The sequence below is a fragment of the Oscillospiraceae bacterium MB24-C1 genome (assembly GCA_030913685.1).
In the GTDB taxonomy this organism is placed as follows: domain Bacteria; phylum Bacillota; class Clostridia; order Oscillospirales; family Ruminococcaceae; genus Yanshouia.
In genome coordinates, this window is record CP133187.1 from 1,491,877 (window position 1) to 1,511,145 (window position 19,269).

17 protein-coding genes and 1 tRNA gene are annotated in these 19,269 nt (G+C 48.3%); 13 read left to right on the plus strand and 5 right to left on the minus strand.

Translation table 11 applies throughout. The features are described 5' to 3' along the window. Position 1: 1 nt before the first annotated feature. On the minus strand, positions 2–430 hold the full coding sequence (locus RBH76_07120; GenBank protein ID WMJ82512.1) for a spore coat protein CotJB: 429 nt from the start codon (positions 428–430) through the stop codon (positions 2–4). Then, a complete protein-coding gene (locus tag RBH76_07125; GenBank protein ID WMJ82513.1) occupies positions 427–660 on the minus strand; it encodes a spore coat associated protein CotJA in 234 nt (77 codons plus the stop codon). The genes RBH76_07120 and RBH76_07125 overlap by 4 nt, the downstream gene beginning before the upstream one ends. A 272-nt stretch (positions 661–932) precedes the next feature. Between RBH76_07125 and RBH76_07130 the strand changes: the two genes are divergently transcribed. The 7 genes from RBH76_07130 (at position 933) to RBH76_07160 (ending at position 8,035) form a co-directional block, all read left to right on the plus strand. Next, complete coding sequence (locus RBH76_07130) at positions 933–1,547, plus strand: flavin reductase family protein (GenBank protein WMJ82514.1); 615 nt, start codon at positions 933–935, stop codon at positions 1,545–1,547. Positions 1,548–1,587: 40 nt separating this feature from the next. Then, positions 1,588–2,424 (plus strand): methyltransferase domain-containing protein, encoded by an 837-nt coding sequence (locus tag RBH76_07135; GenBank protein WMJ82515.1) that lies wholly within the window; start codon positions 1,588–1,590, stop codon positions 2,422–2,424. Between the two features lie 8 nt (positions 2,425–2,432). Then, positions 2,433–3,281: a metallophosphoesterase gene (locus tag RBH76_07140; GenBank protein WMJ82516.1), complete on the plus strand. Its 849-nt coding sequence runs from the start codon at positions 2,433–2,435 to the stop codon at positions 3,279–3,281. 627 nt (positions 3,282–3,908) lie between these two features. After that, positions 3,909–3,985 (plus strand) — tRNA-Pro (locus RBH76_07145). A 339-nt stretch (positions 3,986–4,324) separates the two neighbouring features. Next, positions 4,325–5,293 carry an AraC family transcriptional regulator gene (locus tag RBH76_07150; GenBank protein WMJ82517.1) on the plus strand — a complete coding sequence of 323 codons (969 nt, stop codon included), beginning with the start codon at positions 4,325–4,327 and terminating at the stop codon, positions 5,291–5,293. 254 nt (positions 5,294–5,547) lie between these two features. Beyond that, positions 5,548–7,026 carry a 4-alpha-glucanotransferase gene (gene malQ, locus RBH76_07155; protein ID WMJ82518.1) on the plus strand — a complete coding sequence of 493 codons (1,479 nt, stop codon included), beginning with the start codon at positions 5,548–5,550 and terminating at the stop codon, positions 7,024–7,026. A gap of 58 nt (positions 7,027–7,084) precedes the next feature. Then, positions 7,085–8,035, plus strand: coding sequence for a threonine/serine dehydratase (locus RBH76_07160; GenBank protein WMJ82519.1), 951 nt, complete (start codon positions 7,085–7,087; stop codon positions 8,033–8,035). Positions 8,036–8,106: 71 nt separating this feature from the next. Here the strand turns inward: RBH76_07160 and RBH76_07165 are convergent, their stop codons facing one another. From RBH76_07165 to cls, 3 genes are all read right to left on the minus strand, one after another. After that, on the minus strand, positions 8,107–9,366 hold the full coding sequence (locus RBH76_07165; protein WMJ82520.1) for a CapA family protein: 1,260 nt from the start codon (positions 9,364–9,366) through the stop codon (positions 8,107–8,109). Between the two features lie 269 nt (positions 9,367–9,635). Beyond that, positions 9,636–10,439 carry an IclR family transcriptional regulator gene (locus tag RBH76_07170; protein WMJ82521.1) on the minus strand — a complete coding sequence of 268 codons (804 nt, stop codon included), beginning with the start codon at positions 10,437–10,439 and terminating at the stop codon, positions 9,636–9,638. A 47-nt stretch (positions 10,440–10,486) separates the two neighbouring features. Beyond that, positions 10,487–12,016 (minus strand): cardiolipin synthase, encoded by a 1,530-nt coding sequence (cls, locus tag RBH76_07175; GenBank protein ID WMJ85215.1) that lies wholly within the window; start codon positions 12,014–12,016, stop codon positions 10,487–10,489. 477 nt (positions 12,017–12,493) lie between these two features. On the opposite strand from cls, the gene RBH76_07180 reads away from it, so the two are divergent. The 6 genes from RBH76_07180 to argF all read left to right on the plus strand — a co-directional run bounded on the left by RBH76_07180 (position 12,494) and on the right by argF (position 19,253). After that, on the plus strand, positions 12,494–13,708 hold the full coding sequence (locus tag RBH76_07180) for an argininosuccinate synthase (GenBank protein ID WMJ82522.1): 1,215 nt from the start codon (positions 12,494–12,496) through the stop codon (positions 13,706–13,708). Between the two features lie 124 nt (positions 13,709–13,832). Then, entirely contained in the window at positions 13,833–15,230 is a 1,398-nt protein-coding gene (gene argH / locus RBH76_07185; protein WMJ82523.1) for an argininosuccinate lyase, read from the plus strand. Between the two features lie 69 nt (positions 15,231–15,299). After that, a complete protein-coding gene (argC, locus tag RBH76_07190; GenBank protein WMJ82524.1) occupies positions 15,300–16,244 on the plus strand; it encodes an N-acetyl-gamma-glutamyl-phosphate reductase in 945 nt (314 codons plus the stop codon). Between the two features lie 50 nt (positions 16,245–16,294). Next, on the plus strand, positions 16,295–17,170 hold the full coding sequence (argB, locus tag RBH76_07195) for an acetylglutamate kinase (GenBank protein ID WMJ82525.1): 876 nt from the start codon (positions 16,295–16,297) through the stop codon (positions 17,168–17,170). After that, entirely contained in the window at positions 17,167–18,351 is a 1,185-nt protein-coding gene (locus tag RBH76_07200) for an acetylornithine/succinylornithine family transaminase (GenBank protein ID WMJ82526.1), read from the plus strand. The genes argB and RBH76_07200 overlap by 4 nt, the downstream gene beginning before the upstream one ends. Continuing rightward, positions 18,348–19,253 (plus strand): ornithine carbamoyltransferase, encoded by a 906-nt coding sequence (gene argF / locus RBH76_07205; protein WMJ82527.1) that lies wholly within the window; start codon positions 18,348–18,350, stop codon positions 19,251–19,253. The genes RBH76_07200 and argF overlap by 4 nt, the downstream gene beginning before the upstream one ends. The last annotated feature ends 16 nt before the right edge of the window (positions 19,254–19,269 follow it).

Sequence of the window (19,269 nt, forward strand, 5' to 3'; positions counted from 1 at the left end):
ATCAATCCTCCTCAATTTCCCAAGGCCAGGGCGTCTCAACCCATTGCCAGCTACCGGAGTTGGTGTCAACCATACATGACCGAATTGGACCGACAACTTTTTGGTAATTTTCGCTGGCCTGGATTAACTGCTGCTGTTTTCTGCGGTAATACTCCAGTGCATTTTGATCATTTGGGTGGGTATCCAGATATAAAACCGCTTCATGAAGTGCAAAACAATAATGCGCGAGCTGCTGCTTCGCCTGTGATTTATTATTGGTGCTACTCCGGTTTTCCTGTGCGGCTAACATTGTATTCATGTTGTGCGGCATCATATTGGGTGACACCATGCCACTCTGTGGTGCGTTTTGCATACTTCTTGGATTTTGAGCCGATATAATATTATCCAGAGGCAGTGTGTTTTCAGGCAAGCTCATGTTATCATAAATCATTTGCATTCGCCCCCTATTACCATCCACGGCAGATCGAGTTCAGGAAATACCGTTCCGCGCTGCAAGCCCACCGCAGGATCATATGTTTGTGACCAGCCCTGCATAGGGACATATGCCATTGCCAGCGGCAGCACCATAGTTCCCGGCATGGTCATGTCTGTTTGTGCCATTGTAGGCAAAACCATATGCGACGGATAGCACATAGCCGCCTGTTGCTGACGAAAATCCAAAGCTAAAACCCCTTTCAAGTTATTCTGATACCATCCTATGAATCACCCTGTACCCGAGGTGACACAAAACCTCACCCAAAGCGCATCAGTATTGGATTCTTTTTCACCTTAATTGAAAATTTTTTAAAAATAACGCATAATAAAAAGGTAAAAATATTTGCCTTTTGTTTTAAAGTTCCACCGTTTATTTAGAAAAGGTCAATATACTTCAAAAATACCTTGGATAACAAATTTTTATTCTCGCATAGAATTTTCATCATAAAGGAGAGCATATGGCTAAACAAACTTGGAAGGGCAGCACCCTACTGGCGCCTCTACCCGCAGCACTTGTCACCTGCGGTACGCTTGATGCACCCAATGTTTTTACAGTGGCATGGACGGGAATCGTCAACACCCAGCCCGCTAAAACCTATATTTCGGTTCGACCGGAGCGATTTTCTTACCCGCTGATTCGGCAATCAGGCGAATTCGTAATTAATATTACAACTCGTCGGCTTTTACGCGCGGTGGATTTTTGCGGTGTTCGCTCTGGGCGTGACACCGATAAATTTGCCGTTTGTGATCTTACAGCCGAACCAGCTTCACAGCTGAGCTGCCCTATGCTGGCCGAAAGCCCTCTTTCGTTAGAATGCCGCATCACCGATGTAATGGAACTGGGTTCGCATCATATGATGCTGGCGGACATTGTCGCCGTCAACGCCGACGAATCGCTTATTTCTAAAAGCGGTAAGCTTCAGCTCAACCATGCCGATCTTATTGCATTTGCACATGGTGCATATTATGAGCTAGGGCGGCAGCTCGGTACGTTTGGGTATAGTGTAGCCAAAAAGCCCGCGGCCAAAAGAGGCAGATCTTCTAAAAACGGCGGCACTGTACGAAAGGCTTAACAGAAAGGACCTACCCGGCAACTCGTTGGGTTATTTGATTATGACGGATTGTATTTTTCGCTGCCCCATTTGTAAAGCACCGCTAAAGGGCACTGATTTTGCACTCAAATGCGGCAGTGGCCACAGCTTTGATAAGGCAGCACAGGGGTATGTGCATCTTTTGCCACCTAATAAAATGCATACCAAGCTGCCCGGTGATAATCGTGAAATGGTAGCGGCACGCCGCAGATTTTTGGATGCAGGTATTTACCAATCATTTAGGGATCGTATCTGCACACTGATATCGGATGAACTGCGTGGTCGCTCCGCCCCCCTGCTAATTGACGCAGGTTGCGGTGAGGGTTACTATACCGATGCCGTTCGCCACGCGTTGGAATCGGTCTGCCAATCGCCTGTTATTTGCGGGTTTGATATTTCAAAGCTGGCGGTCAAGGCGGCGGCCGGTCGCAGCCGGGCGTTGCATCTGGCAGTGGCAAGCTGCTTTGAAATTCCGGTTCAAGATGCCTGTGCCGATGTCTTGTTGAGTGTCTTTGCGCCGATTGTTCCCACCGAATTTGCGCGTGTACTCAAGCCGGGCGGTATGATGCTTTTGGCGGTGGCAAGCGAACGGCATCTACTTGGCTTAAAACAATTACTTTACGAGACTCCATATTTAAACACCTATCAAGAAACGATCTATTCGGGATTTACTTTTGAACGCCGTATTCCCGTCCGTACACACGCTATACTGACCGATAACGGCCTGATAGCCGATCTATTTGCTATGACCCCCTATTACTGGAAAACTCCGATTGAGGGTAGCCATCGCCTTCAACAAGCCAGCCGACTGGAAACTGAGCTCGGATTTGACCTGCTAATATATCGCCGTCAGGAGTGAGAAACGCTATGAAACACTTAATAACAGGTGCAGCTTCACTTTGTGCAGCCGGAGCCGCTTATAGCTATTACCAAAACAATGTGCTGCAAGTGACCCGCCACACGCTCAATATCGGTTTGCCGAAACCAATAAGACTTATTTGTCTGGCCGATCTGCACGGCAAACAGTTTGGTAAAAATAATAGAAATTTAATTACGCAAATACGCGCGCTGACTCCGGATCTGATCGTATTCCCAGGCGACACACTTAGCGCTGATTGCCACAATCTTGTGCCAACCATCAAAACACTGGAAGCACTGAACCGCATTGCGCCCTGCTTTCTTATTCCAGGCAATCACGAGCGCCGCTCTGGACGCTGGCCTGAAATCGCCGACAACTTCAGGGCAGTCGGGTTAATTGTTCTCGAAAACACCCAATTTGACGGGTATATGCACGGGTCCCCCGTGCATATATTAGGGCTGGATGAAGGCTTGGCCGTCTCCCGTTTTGATTATATCAAGGCTGCGTGTAAAACGCTGGAATATGCCGATAACCGTGAACCACTACGCACCTTATCGCAACAGGATGGCCTGCGCATCGTTCTTTCACACTTTCCTGAACATTACGCTTTGATCGACGAGCTTTCTTACTGCCGCTTTCCGTTTGATTTGATGCTCTGCGGGCACGCCCATGGCGGTCAGGTTCGCCTAGGTAAACGGCTGTCACTTTATGCACCGGGTCAGGGTCTTTTCCCGCGTTTTTGTCAGGGGCTGTATGGCAGTAATCCAGCGTTATTGGTCAGCCGTGGATTAGGTAATGACAGTCCTTTCCCCAGAATTAATAACCGACCCGAGATTGTATCGGTTACAATTATGTGAGGGATCTATCCTTGGGCTGACGCTTTCAGTTTCACCACAGAGCCGCGACAGTGGAGGAATTTGAACTGATATACCGCCTTTTTCTACAGATGCGCACAGCTGCGTATCAGCGGAAGTTACGCACTGAGTAACGCCATAGACGGTCTGGTCCAAATCCGTGCCGAACCGGTTTTATCGGCGCGGGTTAACAAAAAAGCTTTTGCAACCCCGCTTTAGTGGATGTTGTGCGAGCCTTGACATAATCTTACTGATATGAAAACCATCTGTTTCGATGACTTAGCTCATAAGAACTATGGAGCGCTAGCCAGAACTAGTTTACTGGAATAGGACTCCCTCGGTATTGCGACTAGCGCTTTCCACTGGTATTCTCTAGGCTCACCATGCCATTGGTGAACTTATCGCGTTTTCTGTACTGGTTCGTGATAACTGTACTTTTAGAGCGGTTTTAAAAGATTTTTACAAATAATTTTGTTCTGCCATGTCCTACCTTATCAAACGCCTAACAACTTTTATCCAAGACATTTCTGTTATAAATATACCGTTGATCACCGGATAGCCTATTGACTTTTGCACTGTGACTATGGTATATTTATTAGGCTGTTTTGGCAGTTTACGTTTTAATAACATCGGGGTGTAGCGCAGTTTGGTAGCGCGCTTGGTTCGGGACCAAGAGGCCAGGAGTTCGAGTCTCCTCACTCCGACCAAAACCAAGGATTATGCGAAAGTATAGTCCTTGGTTTTTTATACAGGACTCGAACTGCAAGGTCGAAGCCGTAAGTAAAACATTTCGGTGAAATGTTTTTAGGCTGAGCAATTCACGAGAATATGAGTTTAAAAATGTGAAACATTTTATCGAGTCCCGTACCTCAACCAAAAGAAAAGTACAGTTAAGTTATTACACTTAAACTGTACTTTTACTTATTGATGCTATTATATTAGTCTGGCACAAAAGAAAACATTGATTTCCGCAAGTAAAATCAAGCAATGCAGTTTCCATTACGTTATAATTGTTATAGAGTGATTGAAACGAGGTGAACAGACGAATGTACGAGTGGCACAAAAATATTCAAATAATTGTTGATGAAATTGACGAGTGTATCAGACATCATCACGATGAACCATTAACGCTACGGTTTCTTTCTCACAAGTTGGGTTATTCTGAATTTCATACTACCAGAAAATTTAAGGAAATATCAGGTATGCCTTTTAGAGATTATCTGCGGCTGAGAAAGTTAGCCTTTGCACTAAAAGAGGTTCGGGATAGTGAAAAAAGCATTTTGGATATTGCTTTTGATTATGGTTTTTCATCACATGAGGCTTTTACCAGAGCTTTCAAGGGATCATATGGTGTAACTCCAAGTGAATACCGAAAAAAGCCGAAACCTGTCGTTCTTCGTACAAAAATAAACCCTTTCGATCGCTACTTTTTAGGACTTGGAGAGATTGGTATGATGAAATCTACAGATGATGTTAAAATTTATTTTGTAACCATTCCCGCACACAAATTTTTGCACATAAAAAACTATGAGAGTAATGGCTATTGGGATTTTTGGCAAAAGCAAAGTCTTATTCCGGGACAGGACTGCGAAACAATTTGTGGCTTACTCGATAGTATCAAGGGCAAATTGGATGACGATGGTGGGAGCGAATCTAACGGCGGCAGCGGTCAGATTATGGCGTACATTAATGACCCGGATGGTAGACTCTGCGATTGGGGTATTCCACGTACAGAGTGTTATGGTGTACGTCTTCCTTTTGATTATAAAGGTGAAGTGCCATCACAAATGCTTATGATTGATGTTCCCGAAGCCGAGTATATTGTTTTTGAGCATGGGCCATTCGATTATGAGCAGGAAAATCGTAGTGTGGAGGAAAAGATGGAAAAGGCAATGGCAACTTTTGATTTTGCAAGTACGGATTACTGCTTTGACACTTCCCCCGGTAGATTAATTTACTTTTATTTTAATCCTGAACGGCATTTTAAATATATCAGACCAGTGTGCAAGCTTTAATTAGGTTTCATTTTTATTGAAAATTATAAGCATAACCTTCCGTGATAGTTCAAATACACTGCCAAAAAAGTGATGAACAATTATACACTTATTGCTCAGCAAAAAAGCCGTTGACTTTTGTCAGGGGCTTTTTCTTTTTGATTTATGAAAACAAAACTTTTTCGTATAAATAGACAGTTATGGTCTCTTCCCATTGCCTTTCTTTCTCACAGAATGTATAATATTTTCAGCTAAGTTTGATTGGAGGCTTTCCAATGAAGGGACGTTCCAGCGGTGTTTTGCTCCCTGTTTTTTCTCTTCCCGGTGATTACGGCATTGGGACATTGGGAAAAAGCGCCCACGAATTTATCGATTTTCTTGCAGCTGCCGGCCAGAAAGTCTGGCAGATTCTCCCTATGGTTCCGCCCGGAAGTGGCAACTCCCCTTATATGTCTCCCTCCGCATTTGCTGGCAACCCCTTGATGCTGGACTTGGAGGATCTGGCAGAACAAGGGCTGCTTACGCCGGAAGATTTGGCTGCTGCTCGCTTTTCTGACCCCGACCACGTGGACTATATCTGGCTTTGTGAAAATCGCTATCCACTGTTAAAGAAAGCCTGGTCGCGGGACAGCAACACGGCAGCTCGTTCCACTTTTCTGGAGCAGCAAGCTAGCTGGCTGCCCGACCACGCCTTTTTTTGCGCTCTCAGCCAACATTTTGGTTGCCCACTGAACCGGTGGCCCGATAAGGCCGCACGTCTTCGAGATCCCGAAACACTGGCGCAATATCGCATCCGGCTTTACGACGAAATTGATTTTCAGGTTTTTCTACAGTACCACTTTTTCCGTCAGTGGGGTGCGCTTAGGCACTATGCCCAAGCACGTAACATCACCATTATGGGTGATATTGCAATCTATGTTTCAGCCGACAGTGCTCAGGTTTGGTCAGAGCCCGCTCTTTTTCAAGTTGATGAAAATTTTACGCCAACTCATGTGGCAGGGGTTCCACCGGACACTTTCTCCGACAAGGGGCAGCACTGGGGCAACCCCTTGTATGATTGGGAAAATCAGCGGGATGCCCTTTTTCAATGGTGGGCCGGGCGAATAAAAAATGCCGCACTGCTCTACGATATGGTTCGAATAGACCACTTTCGCGGGTTCCACACTTACTGGTCCATCCCGGCTCAGGCACATAGCACTTTAGAAGGCCACTGGGAAAAGGGACCCGGCCAGCCTCTGATAGACTTTTTGTCCCAACAGTTTCCCGATCTAGCGCTTATCGCCGAGGATTTGGGGGATTTGGATGAAGCCGCCCGAAATTTTATTTCTCAATCAGGGCTGCCCGGCATGAAGGTTCTGGTTTATGCTTTTGACCCAGCCGAAAACAGTGCCTACCTGCCCCACAATTGCCCGGTTGATTCCGTAATATACACCGGTACTCACGATACCCCAACCTTTGTGCAGTGGCTGTTTGCTGAAGCAAACTCCGAGGCACAGGCGTTTGCCCTCGATTATCTTCGCCTACGTTCAGATGAGGGCTTTGGATGGGGCGCTGTATGCGGTGCTTGGATGTCTCCAAGCCGTTTAGCCATCGCTCCGCTTCAGGATATTCTTGGTTTGGGGGCGGATGCACGGGTAAATTTCCCGGGTACCACAGGGTGCCAGAACTGGTCATGGCGCGTTCGGTCAGATGCTTTAAATCCAGAGGTAGTTGAGCGTCTGAAAAAAATAACGCGCACCTATCGGCGGGGTTAGCCCTATTGGTCATGCTCGCCCCATTTATGTAAATTAAAAATGAAAAGGAGCTGTTCATATGATTACTTTTCAGGATGTATTGGAGGCGAAAGAAAGAATTTCCTCCTATATCGCCCACACACCGCTGCTGCGTGTTCCCGCTTTAGATGCCACACTAGGATGCAAGGTCTATCTCAAGCCCGAAAATCTGCAGATTACAGGTTCCTTTAAAATACGGGGCGCTCTCAACGCTATGCTCTGCTTATCCGATTCACAGAAAAAGAACGGCGTAGTCTGCTGTTCCAGCGGCAACCATGCACAGGGGGTCGCCTGCGCCGCCAAGATTTTAGGCCTGAACGCTGTGATCGTTATGCCCGAAAATGTTAATCCTGTCAAACTAGCGGGAACAAAGTCCTACGGCGCAACGGTACTGCTGGCCGGAACCCGCTCAAGCGAGCGCGACGAAAAGGCTAATGCGCTGGTGCAGCAGGAGGGACGAACCCTTATTCACCCTTACGCAAATGACTATGTCAGAGCCGGTCAGGGCACCATTGCCATTGAAATTTTGCAGGATGCGCCTGATATTGACACCATTGTGGCGCCGGTAGGAGGTGGCGGCATGCTCTCAGGCATTGCGACTGCTGCCAAGATGATTAAACCCGGCATCCGGATCGTCGGAACAGAACCGGCAGGGGCGCCCAGATATAGCGCCAGCCGCAGAGCAAAAAAACCGATTTGGCTTGATAATGTCGATACAATTGCCGACGGCACCCGCACAGACCACGCCGACCCGGACAACTTTGAAATGATTGAACAACTGGTAGACGCGCTGGTTTCCGTTACCGACGACGACATTCGCGCTGCTATGAAACTGACTGTTTCCGCCGCTAAGGTTGTAGCCGAGCCTTCTTCCTCGATGCCGGTTGCCGCTACACTTTCCAAAAAGCTCAATGTCCGCCCAGACGAAAATGTTTGCTTTGTTATCTCGGGCGGGAACGTCGACCCCGCGCTGTTAAAGGAAGTGCTATAAAACTTATTGGTGTCGCCTTCATTGCGCATATAAACAGGCCTCCGAGCTGTATTCAGCTCAGAGGCCTTGCTTTAACCTATTTTCGTCAAAACATCGTCATTTAAAAACTCAGTCGGAATATTCTTTTTGATGATACCGGACAGATACGTTTGAGAGAACTGACCGTGCCACTGCGTCATTCCGTGCTTTTTGACCAACTCATCGGTGTATTCGATGAACGGATAAATGCGCACATCTTTGCGCCCGGTGGTATCATACTGTGTGACAATGGGATTCATCTTAGCCCGGGTGATCGTCGTTTCACCTGTCTTTGGATCCTTTTCGATGTCCAGATCAAGCACACCACCCAGCATGTTCTGCGGGTCGAGCATGCTCGAAATGAAGTTGCCTAGAGAATAGACCACCAGCATGCGATTACCGCCTTGCCCGGTTCGCCACTCCATCGGCTGCAATGTGTGGGAATGGTGCCCCAGCACCAAATCGACGCCCCAATCTGCAAACATCTGCGATAACTCAAGCTGATTGTCGTTGGTGTTATTGCTGTTTTCAGTGCCCCAGTGAATCGACACCACCACAAAATCGCTGTTGGCGCGGGCCAGCTCCACCTGCTGCTTCATCAGATCATATTCGTCCGAGCGAATGAAGCGCAGCGGTGTTTTGGCAGGCAGCTTCAAGCCGTTTGTATGTTCGGTGATTGGCACGAAACCGATGGTAATACCATTCTTTTCAATTGTAACAGGCTGCTGCATATCTTCTTCAGTACGCCATGCCCCCATAGAAAGTACATCCGGCTTAGCACCCCAAAAATCCATTGCAGCAATCAAACCAGGTTCACCCATGTCAAACATGTGATTATTGGACATGCACACCACGTTAAAACCCATATCCACAATCTTGTCGCCCACCGCCTCGGGGGAGTTAAACAACGGATAACCCGAAAGCGGGTAAATATTCTCGGCTATAATGGTCTCTTGGTTAATAAATGCAATATCAGCGTCTTCAAATAGCCCGGCGACATGTTCATAGGGCAGGTCAAAATCAAAGCCGTTGCCACCGACGCGCGCCGCCGCCTGTTTATATATGTTGTCGTGAATCAGATTGTCGCCTGCCGCCATAAAATGCAGCTTCGAAGGTTCCGGCTCAGGTTGAGGCTCCGGCTCAGAATCAGGCACACCAGAAGATGCAACCAATACCTGCGCCGACTCAGAAGAGCCGCCCCCATTATAAATGCTTTGCAAGTCCATATTTGCGGTTGCCCAAAATAATCCGATTGCAGAAAGCGAAAGCAGCAGCACCAATACTGTCAGTTTTAGAACACCTGTCTTTTTCATCTATTTCCTCCAAACATCTGGTATATACATATGCAATAAGACCACGACAAAGCCCGGTCCATTTTTTCGTGCTATGTTCCAATCAAAACCAAATATTAAATTGCAGCGTCAAGCACATACCATCTATAGCTTTTATTCTACCACAAAAGTGTCAATATTGTATGGAATTATTGCCGATACGATGGAAATTTTACATAATTTCGCCCTGGCGTCAGCGCGTTTCCGTGCTTGACCAACCAGGGCGGAGCTTTTTTATTCAGTTTGAGATATCACCGCAACAGGCGCCCTTCGTAGCCCATTCGCAACGAAATCTGCTGCGCCGCGTCGAGCAAGAAGGGGAGTTTTTCGTAAATATGTTCATCGGTCATACGGGTGATTGGACCACTGACGCTAAGGCCCGCAATAATATTGCCGGTATAGTCATAGATAGGTGCGGCCACGCATCTGGCACCCGGCTCATATTCCTCGTTATCAAAGGCATAGCCTTGTGCCCGGACCTTATCCAGTTCGGCAAACAGGCGGCCAGACTCTGTAATAGTGTGGTCGGTGAGCGCCGGCAGCCCCTTGGCTGCAATATATTGCTGAAGCTGCTGCTGGCTGTAATTGAGCAACAACAGCTTGCCCACCGCGGTACAGTGCATGGGAGAAACGTTACCCACGCGGCGAGTGGTCATCAAAAGCTGACGCGGGCCGCTGATAGCCTCAATATACACCACCATCATGTTATGCTCTTCGGCAACGTTGGCCGACTCTGAGAAGATTTGTGCAATCGAGCGCAGGTATGGCGAGCAGATATTTCGGATATTTTTGCGGCTAGACACATTGGCGGCCACCGCACAAATCTTATAGGTAAGCGAATACCGCCCCGTGTCGGAATCCTGCACCACATACCCGCTCTTTTGCAGCGTGGCTATATAGCGCAGTGCTGTGCTTTCGTTCATCCCAACCAAGCGGGAGATATCCTGTAAACGTATCGGTTCATCCTGCTCGGACATGCGCTCTAATATTGTAAGCATTTTTTCAGAAGACTGATTGGAACGCGTTGTCTTATCCGTACCAAGGTTTCTTTTCACAAGGCATGCCTCCTTTAAATTTAGATGCCATCTATTGGCTTATTGATTTACATTAAAGGCGAAAACAGCCGCAGCACCGCGCTGACCAACCGCAGTACACAGCCGGATTTTAACTGCTTACTATCGGCGGTAATTGGCTCGCAGAGCTTCAGCGTCTCTAAAAAATCAGCCCGGATATCGCACACCGCATCTGTCTGCGCCATCCACACGCCACACTCAAAATGTAGGTAAAAGCTGCGATAGTCAAGATTAATGGTACCGACTGTGGCAACTTCATCATCGGCTACAAAGGTTTTTGCGTGGATAAATCCGGGTGTATATTCATAGATCTTGACCCCTCCGCGCACAAGCTGCGCATAATAGGCGCGGGTGACCATGTGCACGTACCATTTATCACCCTGGTGTGGGGTAATGATGCGGACATCCACCCCGTTTTTGGCTGCTAACAGCAGTGCTGTCACCGTCTCGTTATCAACAATGAGGTAGGGTGTGTAGATGTAGACATATTTGTTTGCGCGGTTTATGATGTTGAGATAAACCATTTCGCCAACCTGCTCACTGTCAAGGGGTGTGTCGGAATAGGGCTGAACGATACCGTTGGGTTTTCCCTCTGCCATTGGTGGGGTGTAGTACAGCTCTTCCTGTGTGTCCTCACCGGTAACGGCATCCCATATGGAAAGGAACATTGCCGTCAGACTCCACACCGCGTCTCCTGTTAGTTGCACGGCAGCATCCTTCCAATGCCCGAAACGATCGATAGCATTGATATACTCATCTGCGATGTTCACACCGCCCATGAAACCAATGCGCCCATCTACGACCAAGATTTTACGGTGATCACGGTTATTCATCAACAGTGTGACCACTGGAATCAACGGGTTAAACTCAATACAGTTGATTCCCTTTTGGCGCAGCACCTCAAAATAGTTGTCTGGAAGCGTTAGTAGACAGCCAAAGCCATCGTAGATAACGCGAACCTCAACGCCCTCTTTGGCCTTACGCTCCAGCACCGCTAAAATGCTGTCCCACATAACGCCTTCTTCGATGATGAAGTATTCCAAAAAGATATAACGTTGTGCGCTTTCAAGTGCCTCAAGCATCGCTTCAAACTTTCGCTCACCCGGAGTGAGATAGCGCGTTTGGGTGCCACAATAAGCCGGATAACCTGCATTGAAAATATAATTTGACTGTTTTTGCAGGGATTGAGGCAGCGTTTTGAGCAGAGCTTGCGCTTCGGAAGTCTGCGCCTGCCTAAGATTCATACGCTCCTCAACCCGGCGCATACGCAGCGACAAACCTTTGCTTAAATGTGTATTCCCAAAAATCAAATAGAACAATCCGCCAAAAAGCGGAAACATCATAATGGGGATAATCCAAGCCAGTTTATAAGAGGGATTAACCTCCTTATTAACCACCACAAGCGTTACAATGGCAGAAATTAGCATAAAAACGCCATACATGGCGGCAAAATAGCGCGAAAGTCTGAGGATAAACAGCAATAAAATTAAAATCTGTCCTATCACAAGCACCGAGACAATTAAAGTGCGCGAAAACAACAGTTTTTTTAGTCTTTTAATTCCCTCGTCCAAACCATCACCTTCATTCGAGGAAAGATTGTAACATATTTTCATTATTATACCGCGATAACTAAAAGTTTTCAATGGATTATACAATTCTATTTTAATATTTTAAATTGCAATGTCAATAATGTAAATTGATTACTATATAAAGAAGTGATCCGTACTTGTCCGGTTGTATACCATTTCAATGTATATATTCATATTGGTTCTGGTGCCACGTCGTTGTAAATCGTGCTAAAAGAGTATATATTAAAGCATATATCGCTTTTAAAACTGACAATCCATGAGATCAGATGCGCTAAACAAGTAAACACATCTAGAAATAATGCTAATTTCACAGTCTTTTTAGAGATTAATACAAAATTCAATACAAGATCGAATAATTATGCTTTACCCCCTTTTCTTTTTGCAAAAAATATGTATAATTATTAATCATAGAGCTTCAAACAAAGCAATTTATGGAGGATGCTTATCATGAGTCAGTATAAAAAGGTAGTTCTTGCATATTCGGGCGGTCTTGATACCTCGGTTATTATTCCGTGGCTGAAAGAGAACTATGGTTGCGAGGTTATCGCCGTTGCAGCGGATGTTGGGCAAGGTGCAGAGCTTGACGGATTGAACGAAAAGGCGATCAAGACCGGCGCTTCTAAACTTTATATAGAGGATCTCGTAGATGTGTTCTGCGACGACTTCATTGTTCCCACCCTCAAGGCTGGTGCTGTCTATGAGGGCAAATATCTGCTGGGTACTTCGTTTGCCCGCCCAATTATCGCTAAGCGCATTGTAGAGATCGCGAAGGCCGAGGGCGCCGACGCTATTGCGCACGGCTGCACCGGCAAGGGCAACGATCAGGTTCGTTTTGAGCTGACCATCAAGGCGTTCGCCCCTGATATGGGTATCATCGCCCCGTGGCGCACCTGGGAGCTCAAGAGCCGCGAGGACGAAATTGCCTATGCCGAGGCGCACAACATTCCGCTGACCATCAACCGTGAGACGAATTACTCTAAGGACAAAAATATCTGGCACCTCTCGCACGAAGGTCTCGATTTGGAGGATCCGGCGAACGAGCCGCAGTATGACAAGATTCTCGAGCTTGGCGTTTCTCCCGAAAAAGCGCCCGATGCGCCCACCTATGTCACCATCTCATTTGAGCAGGGTGCGCCCGTTGCTGTTAACGGCGAGAAGATGACAACAGCCGACATCATCAAGTACCTCAACAAGGTCGGCGGCGAAAACGGCGTTGGCATCACCGATTTGGTCGAAAATCGTCTCGTTGGCATGAAGAGCCGTGGCGTTTATGAGACCCCCGGCGGTTCAATTCTTTATTTTGCGCACGAACAACTTGAAAGCCTGTGCCTCGACAAAGAAACGATGCACTACAAACAGCAGGTCGCACTCAAGTTTGCTGATCTGGTTTACAACGGTCAGTGGTATACCCCTTTGCGTGAGGCGCTTTCTGCCTTTGTCGACTCCACCCAAAAGAATGTCACCGGCGAGGTTAAAGTCAAGCTTTACAAGGGCAACATTATGGGCGCCGGCACCACCAGCGCATACAGCCTTTATTCCGAAGAGATTGCAACTTTCGGCGAAGATACAGTCTACGATCAGATGGATTCCAAGGGCTTCATCAACCTATTCGGCCTGCCGCTGAAAGTTCAGGCAAAGTTGGCTGAAAAGCTGGGTAAATAATTAAAAACATCGCTTCACAACCAGAAGCCCTGTCACCGCAATGTAGGGCAGGGCTTCTCTTGTCTTAATAATTAATTAAAACTTTCTTTTATAGGTTTTAATCCTTTTTCAGGAGGGTATTTATATGAAAATGTGGTCTGGCCGGTTTAGCAAGGAATTGGATGCCGGTGTCAACGACTTCAACTCCTCAATTGCGTATGACCATGTGATGTACCACGAAGACATTACAGGCTCCATTGCCCACGCCACCATGCTGGGCAAATGCGGCATTATTCCGCAGGCGGATGCCGACTCCCTCGTCCAAGGCCTCAAGGGTATATTGACCGATCTTGATTCCGGTGCACTGCAGTTCGATTTTACCGCCGAGGACATCCACATGTTTGTTGAGCAGGTGCTAACTGAACGTATTGGTGACCCAGGCAAGCGTCTTCACACCGCCAGAAGCCGCAACGATCAGGTGGCATTGGATATCAGAATGTACTTAAAAAAGCAGCTTTCTGACATCTATACACAAGTGTACCGTCTAATTGATGCAATTCTGATCAAAGCCGAGCAGAACCTTGACACGGTTATGCCGGGCTACACCCATCTTCAGGTGGCGCAACCCATCACCTTTGCCCATCACATCATGGCCTACGCCCAGATGTTTACACGTGACTTGGGTCGTTTAAACGACTGCTGCCGCCGTATGGATGTCATGCCGCTAGGCTCCGGCGCGCTTGCTTCCACCACCTACCCCATTGACCGCAAGATGGTCGCTGAGTTGCTGGGCTTTTCGGGCGGCGTGACACAGAACAGTTTGGATGGCGTTTCTGACCGCGATTTCTGTGTCGAGGCAGCCGCTGCTCTTTCACTGATTATGACTCACCTCTCGCGTTTCTCCGAAGAGATCATCCTCTGGTGTACGTCTGAATTTCGGTTCATTGAACTTGACGACGCCTTTGCAACCGGTTCCTCAATTATGCCGCAGAAAAAGAACCCCGACATCACCGAACTGATTCGTGGCAAAACTGGGCGAGTCAATGGCGATCTCTTGACGCTTTTAACGATGCTCAAGGGTCTTCCACTGGCCTATAACAAGGATATGCAGGAAGATAAGGAAGCTATTTTTGATAGCATCGAGACAACCCGTCTCTGCCTTAGCACCTTCATCCCCATGCTGGAAACCATGACGGTGAAGAAAGAAAACATGCGAGCCGCAGCTGCCAGAGGCTTTATCAACGCTACCGACTGTGCCGACTATCTCACCAAAAAAGGGGTGCCTTTCCGCGAGGCCTATCAGATTACCGGGTTTTTGGTTAAGCTTTGCATTGAGCGCGGTTGTACACTGGAAACCCTGCCGCTCGACGCCTACAAGGGCCTTAGTAAAATTTTCTCAGCTGATTTATACCACGCAATCGATCTTCAGACCTGCGTCGAACAGCGCAACGTGATCGGCGGGCCGGCTCCCAATGCCGTCAAGGCACAGATTGCCGAGCTTAAAACACGCCTTACTGCTATAGACGCTAATAAACCATATTAAATAGGCTTTAAATTCTGAGACAAATGTTTAGGCCTACGGCCTGTTATATTAAAAAAGGGGGCTTCGCTCATGAAATTCAAGGTATTCATTGACGGAAAAGAAGGCACGACAGGATTAAAAATATTTGACCGCCTTGAGGGGCGAAGTGATTTAGAAATCCTGCTGATTGACGAGGGTAAGCGCAAGGACGTTTCCGAACGCAAAAAACTCATCAATGCCTCCGACGTCACCTTCCTCTGCCTGCCTGACGACGCGGCGATTGAAGCCGCTTCTCTCGTCGAAAGCGACCATGTCAAGGTTATTGACGCTTCCACTGCACACCGAGTCAATCCCGCATGGGTATACGGCTTCCCGGAGCTTTCGTCTGAACAGCGCAAGCAAATCAGTCAATCGCATCGAATTGCGAACCCGGGTTGCTATGCCACTGGCTTTATTGGCCTGGTTCATCCAATGGTAAAATTGGGTATTATGCCTGCCGATTATCCCGTTGTCTGTCACGCAATATCGGGTTATTCCGGCGGCGGAAAAAAGATGATCGCCGCTTACGCTGAGCCCGACCGCGCGGCGGAATATGATGCGGTTCGTCAGTATGGTCTGACCCAGTCGCACAAACACCAAAAAGAGATGAAGGTGCTTTCCGGCCTTACCGACACCCCCATCTTCAACCCCGCTGTTGCCGATTTTTATGCGGGCATGACCGTTTCGGTACCGCTTTACACCAAACTTTTGAATAAAAAGCTTTCCGCACAGCAAATACATGAGACCCTGTCGGAATACTATGACGGCCAACACTTTGTTAAGGTGATGCCATTCATGGGAGAGGGCGTACTTAATAGCGGCTTCCTGCCGTCCAACACGCTGGCGGACACCAACTATCTGCAAATTTTTGTCTGTGGTAACGACGAGCGCGTACTGCTGGCCGCCTGTCTTGATAATTTGGGCAAGGGCGCTTCAGGTGCAGCGGTTCAGAACATGAACATTGCGCTGGGGCTTGATGAAGCAACCGGGCTATAAATGTTTAACCGACTAGAATTAAGAGAAACATACGAACGGAGGATTTTCTAATGTCTCAGACTACTACCGCACAAAAGGCTGAAATTTTAAGCCAGGCACTCCCCTACATCCAAAAATATAACGGCAAAACCGTTGTCGTTAAATACGGCGGAAACGCCATGACCAACAGTGAGCTTAAAGAGGCTGTTATGGGCGATATTGTGCTGCTCTCCTGCATCGGCATCAAGGTAGTGCTAGTGCACGGCGGCGGCCCCGAGATCACCGGTCTGCTCAAGAAGATCGGCAAAGAGTCCAAATTCATTAACGGCTTGCGTTATACCGATGAGGAGACTCGCGACGTCGCCCAGATGGTGCTGGCGGGCAAGCTCAACAAAGACCTCGTCGCGCAGATCAACGCGCAGGGCGGCCGCGCCATGGGCCTATGTGGCGTAGATGGCGGTATGTTGACTGTCAAGAAGATGGAAGATGAAGTTGATTACGGCTTTGTTGGCGAGATGACCAAAGTTGACCCCAAACCGATTACCGACCTGCTCGATGCGGGCTATATTCCCGTTATCACCAGCATTGGTTCGGACGAAAACGGTGTAACTTATAACATAAACGCCGATACGATGGCCTGCTATGTGGCCAGTGCCCTCAAGGCCGAGAACATAATCCTCATGACCGATGTCCGCGGCCTGCTTATGGATAAGAACGACGAGAACACGCTGATTCCCACCGTCTCTCCCAGCGAGGTGCCCGAGCTGATTGAAAAAGGCGTCATCGCCGGCGGCATGATCCCTAAGATTCTGTGCTGTGTCGATACGCTAAACGAGGGCGTCACCAAGGCCGCCATCATCGACGGCAGAATCGTACACGCCATACTCATCGAAATGCTCTCCGATGAGGGCATCGGCACCATGATTTATAAGGAGGATTCAATATGACCTTCTCGGAAATCAAGGAACTTGACCAAACTTATGTCGCCCACACCTATGGCCGCGCTAATTTTGCGCTAAAATGTGGCAAGGGTTCCACCTGTGAAGATTTTGATGGCAAAAGCTACATCGATTTTTCCAGCGGCATCGGCGTTAACTCTCTCGGTTTCGCTGACCCCGAGTGGGTCAAGGCCGTCTCGGAACAAGCTTCCTGTTTTGCGCATATTTCAAATCTTTATTTCACCGCTCCCGGCGCATTGACAGCCAAGCAGCTGTGCGAAAAGTCGGGAATGAAGAAGGTGTTCTTTGGCAATTCTGGCGCCGAAGCCAACGAGGGTATGATCAAAGCCGCCAGAAAGTACGCTCAGGCCAAATACGGCAAAGAGCGGTATGAAATTATCACTCTGATCAACTCCTTCCACGGGCGCACCATCACTACAGTGGCAGCCACCGGTCAGGTATCGATGCACGTTAACTTCGATCCCTTTACACCCGGATTCGTCTATGCTGAGGCCAACAATTTTAATGACGTCGTTTCAAAGGTCAGCGACAAGACCGCCGCTATCATGATGGAAATGGTGCAGGGCGAGGGCGGCGTCATTCCGCTCGATGCCGACTTTGTCAAAAAGATCACGGCACTCTGCACTGAAAAAGATATCCTGCTACTGGTTGACGAGGTTCAGACCGGCATTGGCCGCACCGGATATTTCTACAGCTTTCAGGCCTTTGATATTCAGCCCGATATCGTCAGTTCGGCGAAGGGCCTTGGGGGCGGCCTGCCTATCGGCGCGGTACTGTTTGGTGAAAAGACCGCCGAGACGTTTGCACCGGGCGACCACGGATCGACGTTTGGCATGAATCCCATCGCCTGCGCGGGTGCAAACGTCGTTTTAAACCGCCTGACCGACGCCTTTTTAGCCGATGTCACCCGCAAGGGCAAGAAATTGACCGACGCCATTGAAAAGTGTGCGAATGTTGAGTCGATCACCGGAATGGGCATGATGATCGGTGTCATGCCGAAAAAGGGTACTTCGAAAGAAATTGTCGCAAAGTGCCTTGAAAAAGGGTTGATCGTGCTTACCGCGCACGAAAAAGTTCGTCTGTTACCGCCGCTGGTCATCACCGATGCAGAACTAGAGCAAGGTCTCGCAATACTGCTTGAAGTTTTCGAGGAGGCCGGCAACGCATGAAACATCTGCTAAAATTACTCGATCTTTCAGCTGAAGAGATTATCGGACTTTTAGATTTGGCCGACAAGTTGAAATATGAAAAGAAACATAATATCCCCCACCCGATTTTAAGCGGTCAGACACTGGGCATGATTTTTCAGAAATCTTCGACCCGCACCCGGGTCTCGTTCGAGGTCGGCATGTATCAGCTCGGCGGTCAGGCATTATTTTTGTCCTCGCGCGATTTACAGATTGGCCGTGGCGAACCGGTAGAGGACACCGCGCGCGTGCTCTCGCGCTATCTAGACGGTATCATGATCCGCACCTTTGCACAGCAAGAAGTTGAGGCGTTTGCTCAGCACGGCAGCATCCCGATCATCAACGCGCTGACCGATTTTGCCCATCCCTGCCAGGTGCTCGCCGACCTGCAAACCATCCGAGAGTATCACAAGACGCTGGAAGGCAAAAAACTCTGCTTTATCGGGGACGGCAACAACATGGCCAACTCGTTAATTGTCGGCGGCCTTAAAACCGGCATGAAGGTCAGTGTGGTAACCCCCAAGGCGTACGCGCCCGATCCGGTGATTATGGAGTTCGCCAAGGCGTATCCCGGCTTTGAATGGACGCAGGATCCGATGCAGGGCGCGGCTGACGCCGACATACTTTACACCGATGTGTGGGCCTCAATGGGTCAGGAGTCGGAACAGAAAATACGCGAGGAAGCATTTGCGGGCTTCCAAATCAACAAAACGGTAATGTCTGTGGCGCACGCCGGCGCAATTGTGCTGCATTGTCTACCCGCGCACCGCGGCGAAGAAATTTCCGCCGACGTCTTAGAGGAACACGCCAACGAAATTTTCGATGAAGCGGAAAACCGCCTACACGCGCAAAAAGCGGTGATGGTCACACTCATGAAAAAATAAAAGGCAATATAAAAGC